The sequence below is a fragment of the Stenotrophomonas maltophilia group sp. Smal12 genome (assembly GCF_037079935.1).
Taxonomy (GTDB): Bacteria; Pseudomonadota; Gammaproteobacteria; order Xanthomonadales; family Xanthomonadaceae; genus Stenotrophomonas; species Stenotrophomonas sepilia.
The window spans coordinates 38,831-50,729 of the sequence record NZ_JBAWUK010000022.1; the positions used below are offsets into that span (position 1 = coordinate 38,831).

7 protein-coding genes are annotated in these 11,899 nt (G+C 66.1%); 5 read left to right on the plus strand and 2 right to left on the minus strand.

Annotated elements, in window-relative coordinates; genetic code table 11:
- Positions 1 to 717: 717 nt before the first annotated feature.
- From WDC87_RS11480 to WDC87_RS11500, 5 genes are all read left to right on the plus strand, one after another.
- On the plus strand, positions 718 to 2,103 hold the full coding sequence (locus WDC87_RS11480) for an NAD-dependent succinate-semialdehyde dehydrogenase (RefSeq protein WP_252744341.1): 1,386 nt from the start codon (positions 718 to 720) through the stop codon (positions 2,101 to 2,103).
- Between the two features lie 63 nt (positions 2,104 to 2,166).
- Complete coding sequence (locus tag WDC87_RS11485; protein ID WP_072168990.1) at positions 2,167 to 3,807, plus strand: acetolactate synthase large subunit; 1,641 nt, start codon at positions 2,167 to 2,169, stop codon at positions 3,805 to 3,807.
- 146 nt (positions 3,808 to 3,953) lie between these two features.
- Positions 3,954 to 5,465 carry a lysine--tRNA ligase gene (gene lysS, locus WDC87_RS11490; RefSeq protein ID WP_252744342.1) on the plus strand — a complete coding sequence of 504 codons (1,512 nt, stop codon included), beginning with the start codon at positions 3,954 to 3,956 and terminating at the stop codon, positions 5,463 to 5,465.
- Between the two features lie 204 nt (positions 5,466 to 5,669).
- A complete protein-coding gene (locus tag WDC87_RS11495; RefSeq protein ID WP_049435901.1) occupies positions 5,670 to 6,815 on the plus strand; it encodes a two-component system response regulator in 1,146 nt (381 codons plus the stop codon).
- Positions 6,812 to 8,986, plus strand: coding sequence for a response regulator (locus WDC87_RS11500; protein WP_252744343.1), 2,175 nt, complete (start codon positions 6,812 to 6,814; stop codon positions 8,984 to 8,986). The genes WDC87_RS11495 and WDC87_RS11500 overlap by 4 nt, the downstream gene beginning before the upstream one ends.
- A 70-nt stretch (positions 8,987 to 9,056) precedes the next feature.
- On the opposite strand, the gene WDC87_RS11505 is transcribed toward WDC87_RS11500, so the two are convergent.
- Positions 9,057 to 9,929, minus strand: a complete 873-nt coding sequence (locus WDC87_RS11505) for a crotonase/enoyl-CoA hydratase family protein (RefSeq protein ID WP_072168987.1) — start codon at positions 9,927 to 9,929, stop codon at positions 9,057 to 9,059.
- A 161-nt stretch (positions 9,930 to 10,090) separates the two neighbouring features.
- Positions 10,091 to 11,767 carry a long-chain fatty acid--CoA ligase gene (locus WDC87_RS11510; protein ID WP_065177624.1) on the minus strand — a complete coding sequence of 559 codons (1,677 nt, stop codon included), beginning with the start codon at positions 11,765 to 11,767 and terminating at the stop codon, positions 10,091 to 10,093.
- Positions 11,768 to 11,899 lie beyond the last annotated feature (132 nt).

Genomic DNA, 11,899 nt, shown 5'->3' on the forward strand with positions numbered 1-11,899 from the left:
CGCGCGCCGTGGTTGGGGTTTTAACGCCCGGCGGGCCCCCCCTCCACGGCCCAACCCCACCGCCATGACCAATAGGTGTGTGGGGGTTGTGGGGGGGGGGGTGTGGGGGGGGGGGGCCCCCGATTGTGGGGGGTGGGGGGGTGGCCGCCCGCAGGGGGGGGCCGCCCCCCCCCCAGCCCCCCCCCGCCCCGCCTTCGACAGGTTCACGCGGCTGTTGGCAACTGCGGCTTTGTTCCGCGCGGCTGTTGGTAGGTGCCGACCTTGGTCGACACGATTTTTCTCTCAGATATCGAATGAGTCATCCACGCATGGCGTGGATCTACTGTGTCGACCAAGGTCGACACCCACCAACAGCAACGCAGAGCGCCGTCCCGACAGATCGCAGAACTCTGTCGAAGGTGGGGTGGGTCCGGTTGCGGGGGCGTGAGCCGCATGGATGCGGCGACCGAGCTTACATGGATGTACTTGCAGCGTCCCCCTCAACCGGACCCACCCCGCCAACCCACGGAATGCCAGCTTCTGCCGTTGCCGTTGCCGTTGCCTCGGCTTGGCTTGAAGCCTCTGCGGGTGCAGGGCGCAGCCCTGCCGATAACCCCATTCACACAGGTAAGTGCGGGTCACAGGATAAGCAGACGCCTTGTTGCCTCCGCCAATCGGGTCCACATTCCTGTGCAGAAGACGGGCCGCTGCCCGTTGCCGAGACAACAGGAGCCCTGCATGTCCGCTGCCCCCACCACCGCCATTTCCCGCGATCCGGCCACCGGCCAGCAGATCGCCAGCCATCCCTTCGCCACCGATGCCGAGCTGGAAACAATCCTCGATCGCGGCCAGGTCGGCTTTGCGGCCTGGAGCGTCAAGAGCCTCGAACAGCGCGCAGACGTACTGCGTGCGATGGCCGCCGTACTGCGGCGTGACCGCGAAAAGCTGGCCGCGCTGGCTACCGCCGAGATGGGCAAGGTACAGGCCGAATCGCTGGCCGAGATCGGGAAGTGTGCCGTGCTGTGCGACTGGTACGCTGACCACGGCGCGCAGTTCCTGCGCGACGAACCGACCCAGGTGCCCGACGACAAGGCCTACGTGTCCTACCTGCCGCTGGGCGTGGTGCTGGGCATCATGCCGTGGAACTTCCCGTACTGGCAGGTGATGCGTGCGGCGGTGCCGATCCTGATGGGCGGCAACGGCTTCCTGCTGAAGCCGGCCGAGAACATCGTCGGTACCGCGCAGCTGCTCGACGCGGCCTGGCGCGATGCCGGCCTGCCGGAAGGCACCTTCATCGCCGCCAACATCAGCCGCGAGGGCACCAGCCGCGCGATCGCCGATGATCGCATCGCCGCAGTGACCCTGACCGGCAGCGTGGCCGCAGGCCGCAGCATCGCCGCCCAGGCCGGGCAGGCGCTGAAGAAGGTGGTGCTGGAGCTGGGGGGCTCGGATCCGTTCATCGTGCTGGCCGACGCCGATCTGGACGCCGCCGTTGATGCGGCGGTAGCCTCGCGCTTCCAGAACACCGGGCAGGTCTGCATCGCCGGAAAGCGCATCATCGTCGAGGACGCGGTCTATGATCGTTTCGTGGCGCAGTTCTGCCAGAAGGTACAGGCACTGACCATCGGCGATGGCCGCGACCCGGCCAACCGTATCGGCCCGATGGCGCGCCAGGACCTGCTGGAGCAGCTCGATGCGCAGGTACGGGCTTCGGTGGAGGCCGGTGCGCGGCTGCTGGTTGGCGGCCACCCGCTGGATCGCCCGGGAGCCTTCTATGCACCCACCGTGCTGGCCGACGTGGAGCCAGGCATGCAGGCCTTCGATACCGAGACCTTCGGGCCGGTGGCCTCGATCAGTCGCGCCCGCGACGCCGACCATGCGGTGGAACTGGCCAACCAGAGCGAATTCGGCCTGAGCGGCAACCTGTGGACCGGCGACCGCGCGCGGGCCATGCAGCTGGCGCGCCGGCTGCAGACCGGCGGCGTGTTCGTCAACGGCTTCTCCGCTTCAGACCCGCGCGTGCCGATCGGCGGCGTAAAAAAGAGCGGCTTCGGTCGTGAGCTCTCGCACTTCGGCATCCGCGAATTCGTCAACGCGCAGACGGTGTGGTTCGACAAGCGTTGACGCGCAGCTTCCCTCCTTCCTGCAACGATCCACCATCAGTCCAGCGAAAAGGACGGCATTCCAATGTCCAAGGGTTCAGATCTGCTTGTCGCCGCGCTTGAGAACGAAGGCGTCGAGCGCATTTTCGGTATCCCCGGCGAGGAAAACCTCGACGTGGTCGAGTCGCTTCGTCATTCCAGCATCGAGCTGGTCATCACCCGCCACGAGCAGGCAGCGGTGTTCATGGCCGCCACCTATGGCCGCCTGACCGGCAAGCCCGGCGTGTGCCTGGCCACGCTCGGTCCGGGCGCGCTCAACTTCACCACCGGCGCCGCCTATGCGCTGCTCGGTGCGTGGCCGGTGATCATGATCACTGGCCAGAAGGGCATCGTCGCCAGCAAGCAGGCGCGCTTCCAGATCGTCGACATCGTCGGCACGATGAAGCCGTTGACCAAGCAGGCACGGCAGATCGTCTCGGCGCGCACGATCCCGACCATCGTCCGCGAGGCGTTCCGTGTCGCCCAGGAAGAGCGGCCGGGCCCAGTGCTGCTGGAGCTGCCCGAAGACATCGCCGCCGATGAGGTCGAAGGCGTGGCGCTGGTTCCGCCGCACGCGGTGGATCGTTCCATCGCCAGTCCGGAAGCGTTGGATCGGGCGGCAGAGACCATCCGCAGTGCAAAGCGACCGCTGCTGATGATCGCTTCGGCGGCGTCGCGGCCGCAGTCCAGCGAGGCGCTGTCGGCGTTCGTGCTGCGCGCCGGCATTCCGTTCTTCACCACGCAGATGGGCAAGGGCGCGGTGGCCGGCGGCTCGGGCCTGTACATGGGCACCGCAGCGCTCACCGAGCGCGATTACGTGCACATGGCGATCGACCAGGCCGACGTGATCGTGACCATCGGCCACGAGGTCACCGAGAAGCCGCCGTTCGTGATGCGCCCGGGCGGGCCGACCGTGATCCATATCGGCTACTCGCAGGCGGCGGTGGAACAGGTGTACTTCCCGCAGGTGGAGGTGATCGGCGACATCGGCCGTTCGCTGACCCAGCTGGCCGACCGCATCGAAGGCGCGGTGCCGAATGCCGCCGCGCTGCTGCCGCTGCGCGCGACCATCCTCGAGCATCTGGCCGACCGTGCCGAGGAGGCCCGTTTCACCCCGCAGCGGCTGGTGCACGACGTGCGCCAGGTGATGCCGCCGGACGGCATCGTGGCGCTGGACAACGGCATGTACAAGATCTGGTTCGCTCGCAACTACCGTACCCAGGTGGCCAACACATTGCTGCTGGACAACGCGCTGGCGACCATGGGCGCGGGCCTGCCATCGGCGATCATGGCCTCGATCCTGTATCCACAGCGCCGGGTGCTGGCGGTGTGTGGCGATGGTGGTTTCATGATGAACAGCCAGGAGCTGGAGACGGCGCGCCGGCTGGGGCTCAACCTGGTGGTGCTGATCCTCAACGACGGCGCCTACGGCATGATCCGCTGGAAGCAGGCGGTGGATGGCTTCACTGACTACGGCATGACCTTCAGCAACCCGGATTTCGTGAAGTACGCCGAGGCCTATGGCTGCAAGGGGCATGAGGTAACCGCCATCGAGCAGTTCATCCCGACCCTGCAGGCGGCATTCAACGAGGGCGGGGTGCACCTGGTGTCCGTACCGGTCGACTACTCGGAGAACCAGCGGGTGCTGGTGGACGAGCTGCGGCAGGCGTTCCCCGGGAACGCGTAGGCGCCGATCCGCTGATGGGGTCAGATCCCTTTGCAGCGCAAAGGGATCTGACCCCTCTCCAGGCCGGGGCAGGGCGGTTTTGGTATGCTGTGGAGCCGGCCGCGCCGGGCGCAAGATCCCCCTCACTACACGATTCCCGCAGATCCATGAGCGAAGCTACCGATACCCCCCCCGTCGACGAGAACAAGTTGATCGCCGAGCGCCGTGAGAAACTCAAAGCGCTGCGTGGGCAGGGCATCGCGTACCCGAACGATTTCCGTCGTGAGGACTTCGCCGGCCGCCTGCAGGAAGAATTCGCCGATGCCGAGCAGTGGACCGCCGAGGCGCTGGAAGGCAACGGCCGCCAGGTGAAGATGGCCGGCCGCCTGATGGCCAAGCGCATCATGGGCAAGGCGAGCTTCGCGCAGATCCAGGACGAGTCCGGCCGCATCCAGCTGTTCCTGCAGGGGGCCGTGCTGGGCGATGCCTACACCGCGTTCAAGGGCTGGGACGTGGGCGACATCATCGCCGTCGAAGGCGGCCTGACCCGGACCAAGACCGGCGAGCTGTCGGTCAAGGCCGAGTCGATCCGCCTGCTGACCAAGTCGCTGCGTCCGTTGCCGGACAAGTGGCATGGCCTGGCCGACGTCGAGCAGCGTTACCGCCAGCGTTACGTCGACCTGATCGTCACCCCGGAGTCGCGCGCGGTCTTCATCAAGCGCTCGAAGATCATCCGCGCCATGCGTGCGTGGCTGGACAACCGCGACTTCCTGGAAGTCGAAACGCCGATGATGCACTACATCCCCGGCGGCGCGGCGGCCAAGCCGTTCACCACCCACCACAACGCGCTGGACCTGGACCTGTACCTGCGCGTGGCGCCGGAGCTGTATCTCAAGCGCCTGACCGTGGGCGGCCTGGAGCGCGTGTACGAGATCAACCGCAACTTCCGCAACGAAGGCGTCAGCACCCGCCACAATCCGGAATTCACCATGATGGAGCTGTACGAGGCCTATGCCACGTACAACGAGATCATGGACCTGACCGAAGGCGTGATCCGTGACGTGGCCAGGACGGTCAACGGCAGCACCGAGGTCGAGTGGGACGGAGCGAAGATCGACCTGGGCCCGGCGTTCCGCCGCTGGCGCATGGACGAAGCCGTGCGCCACCACAACCCGGAAATCTCGGTTGCCGACTGCACCGACCGTGACGCGCTGCTGCGCCATTGCGAGCGCTTGAACATCCGCGTCAAGCCGTCCTACGGCTGGGGCAAGCTGCTGCTTGAGATCTTCGAGGCCACCGTCGAGCACACCCTGATCCAGCCGACCTTCATCACCGACCATCCGGTGGAAGTCTCGCCGCTGGCCCGTGCCAACGACAGTGATCCGGGCTACACCGACCGCTTCGAGCTGTTCGTCAACGGCAAGGAGCTGGCCAATGGCTTCTCCGAGTTGAACGACCCGGAAGACCAGGCCCAGCGCTTCCAGGCCCAGGTGGCCGCGAAGGAAGGTGGCGACGATGAGGCCATGCACTACGACGCCGACTACATCCGTGCGCTGGAGTACGGCATGGCCCCGACCGGCGGCCTCGGCATCGGCGTCGATCGTCTGGTGATGCTGCTGACCGGCAGCAGCTCGATCCGCGATGTGCTGCTGTTCCCGTACATGCGTCCGGAGCAGTAAGTCGCGTTTTTGACTCCCGATTGTGCGCGCCGTCCCGAAACGAGACGGCGCGATTGACGCGTCCCGCACTCGGCGTATCGTAATTGCACTATCTTGACGCCTGTTATGGCTTGATCGGCGTCAGGGGAGGGCACGGTGTGGGGAGTCCGCTTCACATTGTGATGACGATCATGAATCGGGACGCATGACACGGGAGTCAGGCCGATGCAGGGTGCGAGCGTTCGCAGCGGCAGAGTATCCTCGCCTGCTGATGATCCAGCGTGGTCGAAAAACCAGGCAGAGTACGCGTTGAATATCGTCATCGTTGATGACCAGACTTCCGCCCGGACGATGCTGCGTCACGTCATCGAAGACATCGCGCCGGAACTGAGCGTGTATGACTTCGGCGATCCGCTGACCGCATTGGCCTGGTGCGAAGCCCATCCGGTCGACCTGCTGCTGCTCGATTACCGTATGCCGGAGATGGATGGGCTGGAGTTCGCCCGTCGTTTCCGTCGCCTGCCCAAGCACCGCGACATTCCGGTGATCCTGATCACCGTGGTCGGTGACGAGCCGATCCGCCAGGCGGCACTGGAAGCCGGCGTCATCGACTTCCTGGTCAAGCCGATCCGCCCGCGCGAACTGCGTGCTCGCTGCTACAACCTGCTGCAGCTGCGCCAGCAGACCGAGAACGTGAAGCAACGGGCGCTGTCGCTGGAGCAGCGCCTGCTGGCCAGCATGCATGAGGTCGAAGAGCGGGAGCGCGAAACGCTGTCGCGGCTGGCGCGCGCGATCGAGTTCCGTGATGCCGGCACCAGCGCCTACCTGGAGCGCATGGCACGTGTGGCCGGCCTGATTGCCGAACAGCTCGGGCTGCCCGAGGAGGAGGTGCGCCTGATCGAAATGGCTGCGCCGCTGCATGACATGGGCAAGATCGCCATTCCCGATGCGGTGCTGCTCAAGCAGGGCAAGCTCAACGAGGAGGAGCTGGCGATCATGCGCCGGCACCCGCGGATTGGCCATGAACTGCTGAGCGGCAGCCAGAATCGTTTCATCCAGGTTGGCGCGTTGATCGCACTGCGTCATCATGAGCGCTACGACGGCAGCGGCTATCCTGATGGGCTGGTCGGCGATGCGATTCCGCTGGAAGCGCGCATCGTGGCTGTCGCCGATGTCTTCGACGCCCTGATTTCGCCCCGTCCGTACAAGGAAGCATGGACCATGGAAGCCACCCTGGCTTATCTCTACGCCCAGCGTGGCCGGCTGTTCGATCCCCGATGCGTGGACGCGCTGCTGCGCGGCCGCGAACAGCTGGACCAGATCTGCGCCGAGCATTCGATGGCGTCCGCGCGCCCGGGGCTGGGCGCGTGAAACGGCTGTTGTCGCAGCTGCGGCTGCGCCTGTCCCAGCGCCAGGACAGCGAACACGGCCAGCAGATCGTCCGTATTGTCCTGATCAGCTTGATCCTGGCCTACGTGCTGTTGCCGGCGCCGCGCCACGACCTGCCGCACACGCAGTACGTGGGCGTGCTGGCGATCGTATTGACCGGCCTGAGCCTGTCGCTGCTGTTGTTCGGCTGGCTGCTGTGGCGGCCGGCGCGTTCCGATCCCCGCCGCGTGCTGGGCATGCTCGCCGACTATGGCCTGATCGCTGCCGGCATGGTGCAGATGGGCGAGCCCCTGGCCTGGGTTTACATCGTGGTGATGTGGGTGACGGTCGGCAACGGCATGCGCTTCGGCAACCACTACCTGTACGTGGCGGTGGCGATGGCGATGGTAAGCTTCGGTTGCACGGTGCTGCTGACGTCTTACTGGCAACAGAATTTCCGTCTGGCCATCGGCCTCTGGCTCGGCTTGGCGGCGGTGCCGCTGTACTTCTCGACGCTGCTGCGGCAGCTGACCGAAGCGATGGCCGAGGCGCGCCGTGCCAGCGAGGCCAAGAGCCGTTTCCTGGCCAACATGAGCCACGAGTTCCGCACGCCGTTGAACGGCCTCAACGGCATGACCGAAGTGCTGGCGACCACGCGCCTGGACGATGAGCAGCGCGAGTGCCTCAACACCATCCAGGCGTCTTCGCGCAGCCTGCTGGCGCTGGTGGAGGAAGTGCTGGACATCTCGGCCATCGAGGCCGGCAAGCTGCGCGTGGTGGCCGAAGACTTCGCCGTGGCCGACGTGATCCAGGCGATCGGGCTGATCCTGTTGCCGCAGGCCAAGGCCAAGCGCCTGGAGTACCGGGTGAAGGTCGCCGATGGTGTGCCGCCCCGCGTGCGCGGAGACGTCGGGCACCTGCGGCAGATCCTGCTGAACCTGGCCGGCAACGCGGTCAAGTTCACCGATCACGGCCGGGTCGAAATCCGTGTCAGCGTGGTGCAGGCCGATACCAGTGGCGCGGTGCGGCTGCGCTTCGACATCCTCGACACCGGCATCGGCGTGGCCCCGGCCATGCGTGCGCGGCTGTTCGATGCCTTCGAGCAGGCTGACGTCAGCATGGCGCGTCGCCACGAGGGCACCGGGCTGGGCACAACCATCGCCAAGGGCCTGGTCGAGGCGATGGACGGTGACATCGGCTATCTGGAAAACCCGCCGCGCGGCAGCCACTTCTGGGTCGAGCTGCCGTTCGCGCCGCCGCAGCCGCAGGTGCCGGGTGCGGTGCCGAGCCTGACCGGCGACGACGACGTGGGGCCGGGCGGCAACGTGATCGCATTTGCCGACCCGTTCCTGCGCCATCGCGCCCGCGTGCGGAGCATGCAGATCCTGGTGGCCGACGACCACGAGGCCAACCGCATGGTCCTGCAGCGCCTGCTGCAGAAGGCCGGGCATCGCGTGCTGTGCGTGGATGGCGGTGAGGCGGTGCTGGATGCGCTGGCCGACAGTGAATTCGACGCGGTCATTGTCGACCTGCACATGCCGGGCATGAGCGGGCTGGACATGCTGAAGGAGTTGCGGGTGATGCAGGCCGGCGGCGGACCGCGCACGCCGGTGCTGGTGCTCAGCGCCGATGTCACGCCCGAGGCGATCCAGCGCTGTACCCAGGCTGGGGCGCATGCGTTCCTGGCCAAGCCCGTGGTGGCGGTGCGCCTGCTCGATACCCTGGCCGAGATCGCCAGCAACGCCCAGCTGAAGACCATGGCCGCACCGGTGGTGCGACCGATGGCGCTGCAGGATGGGGTGCTCGACAGCAGCGTGCTGGACGAGCTGGCCTCGCTGGGCATGGGCGAGGGCTTCGAACGTGAGTTCATCCGCCAATGCCTGGAGGACGTGGCGGGCTGCATGGGCAAGGCCGAGCAGGCCGGTGAGGCCACGCAGTGGGATGTGTTCCGCGAACAATCCCACGCGATCAAGGGCGTGGCCAGCAACCTTGGCCTGATGCGCGCGTCCAACCGTGCCGGCGAGCTGATGCGGATGGCCGACTGGCAGCTGAAGACCGAATGGCGCCAGCGCCTGGGCATCCTGCAGGAGGCGATCAAGGAAGGCCGGCGCGCGCTGGAGGCACGGGCCGAACGCCGGCTGCGCGGCGCTGCCGACGATGGCGAGGCGCGTTGAACCACGGCAGGGTGCATAAAAAAAGCCCGGTGGCCAACCGGGCTTGAACCCATCCTGGGGGAGGGATGAATCAGGCCGCGTCGAGGCTGGCGCGACGGGTCTGGGCCTTGATCAGGCGGTCCATGGTGCGCAGCGAACGGTCGCCGAGGGCCAGGGCGGAATCGACCCAAACCTTGGTGATCTCCAGCAGTTCGTCGTAGCTGACCGGCTGGGCGATGGCGCGTGCGGCGTTCATCGCCAGATAGGACTGCGGTGTGCGCTGCTGCTGGCGGATCAGGTCTTCCACCGCCGCCCGGCCTTCGCCCTTCTTCACTAGCACGTCGACCACGCCCATCGCGTGCATCTCCTCGGCGCTGTAGACCCGGCCGTCGAGGATGATCTTCTCGGCCAGGTGGGGGGACACGCGCCGGCACAGGAAGGAGTACGCACCCATGCCCGGGAACAGGCCGAACAGCACCTCCGGCAGGCCCAGTCCGCTGCCTTCCTCGGCGACGATGGTGTGGCAGGCCAGGGCCATTTCCAGCCCGCCGCCGAGGGCGTCACCCTGGATCAGCGCGATCGAACGGACGTCGCCGCCGAACCCGGTGTGCAGGTGGTGCACGCCCTCCACGCAGCGCTGGGCATAGTTCAGCAGGAGGTCGCGGTTGCCTTCGCGGATCAGGCGTGTGAACAGGTCCAGGTCGCCGCCCAGATTGTAGGCGACGGCATCGGAGGCCAGCACGAAATGCCGCAATGTTCCGCTGTGGCGTTCGGCAGGGCTGCGGGTGATGGCCGCCATGTAGCTCCACATCTCGTCGAGCATGTCCTTGCGGCAGCAGGGGCGGATCCCAGTGGCGGCATCGGCGTGCATGAACAGCCAGTGGGCAGCGCCGTCGGCGCTGTCTTCGGTGCGGATGGTGGCGAACGGTGAGCCGCTTGAAGGCAGCTTTTCGATGGTACTCATGGAAGGGTCCTCGGCATGCGGCCCGCAGTGTCAGGTGGGTGGCCGGCGGGCCGAACGGTCCACACACGCTGCGATGCTACACCGCCCCAGGGGCGTCGCATGCGAAAGGGCCCGGGACGTTTCCGCCCCGGGCCCTGCATCGTTCAAATTGCCGCAAACCCTTACTGGGCGGGCGTATCGCGGAGTTCGCGGCGGAGGATCTTGCCGACATTGGTCTTCGGCAGCTCCTTTCGGAATTCAACGATTTTGGGGTGCTTGTAGCCGGTCAGGTTGGCCCGGGCATGCTCCTTGACCATTTCGGCGGTCAGGTTCGGGTCCTTCTTCACGATGACCACCTTGACCACTTCCCCGGACTTTTCGTCCGGCACGCCGACCGCGGCCACTTCCAGCACGCCCGGCATCATCGCGATCACGTCCTCGACTTCATTCGGGTACACGTTGAAGCCGGACACCAGGATCATGTCCTTCTTGCGGTCGACGATGTAGAAGAAGCCGTGTTCGTCCATCTTCGCCATGTCGCCGGTATGCAGCCAGCCGTCGGCATCGATCGCCTTGGCGGTTTCCTCCGGGCGCTGCCAGTAGCCCTTCATCACCTGCGGGCCCTTGATGCAGAGCTCGCCGACCTCGCCCAGCGGCAGGATGGCGCTGTTGTCGTCCTTGATGCAGGCATCGGTGGACGGGATCGGCAAGCCGATCGAGCCGTTGTATTCGGTCAGGGTGAGCGGGTTGATGCAGGCCGCCGGCGAGGTCTCGGTCAGGCCATACGCCTCGACCAGGGTCACCCCGGTGACCTTCTTCCAACGCTCGGCCACGGCGCGTTGCACCGCCATGCCGCCGCCCAGGGTGACCTTCAGCGAGGAAAAGTCGACCGTGTCGAAGCCGGGGGTGTTGAGCAGGCCATTGAACAGCGTGTTGACGCCGGTGATGGCGGTGAAGCGCACCGACTTGAGCTCCTTGACGAAGCCCTTCATGTCACGCGGATTGGTGATCAGGTGGTTGCAGCCACCGAACTTCATGAAGACCAGCCCGTTCGCGGTCAGTGCGAAGATGTGGTACAGCGGCAGGGCGGTGATGATCCACTCCTTGCCCATCTCGATGCCCGACGCACTGATCCAGGCCGAGGCCTGCTGCATGTTGGCGATCAGGTTGCGGTTGGTCAGCATCGCGCCCTTGGCCACGCCGGTGGTGCCGCCGGTGTACTGCAGGAACGCAATGTCGTCGTGGTCGATCTCGACCTGGGGCAGGCTGTGGCGGCTGCCGATCTTCAGCGCCTGGCGGAAGCGCACCGCGCCCTTGAGATGGTAGTTGGGCACCATCTTCTTGATGTACTTCAGCACGAAGTTGACGATCACGCCCTTGGCGCCAAGCAGGTCGCCCAGGCCGGTGGTGATCACGTGCTTGACCGGCGTATCGGCGATGACCTGCTCGACGGTGTCGCCGAAGTTGTCGACCACCACCAGTGCGGTCACGCCGGCATCGATCAGCTGGTGCTTGAGCTCGCGCGCGGTGTACAACGGATTGACATTGACCACGGTCAGGCCGGCGCGCAGCACGCCGAAGGTGGCCACCGGGTACTGCAGGCAGTTGGGCATCATCAGGGCGACGCGGTCACCCTTCTTGAGCTTGAGCTCTCCCAGCAGGTAGGCCGCGAACTGATTGACCAGCGCGTCGGTCTCGCCATAGGTGAGGACCTTGCCGAAGCTGGAGTAGGCGGGACGGTCGCGGAATTTCGCGACGGAAGCGTCGAAGACCGAAGCTACCGAATGGAACTCGTTGACGTCGATCTCGGCGGGAACGCCTTTCGGATAGCTCTGCAGCCAGGGACGATCCAGACTCATATTCCCCCTCCAGGAATCGTGATGTATTAGGTTCCGGCCCTGAGCGTATCGACAATGGCCGGTCATTGCAGCATACCCCGCCGTAGGGAAAACGCGAAGAGGCCCCGAAGGGCCTCTTTGCTGGGTAGTGCC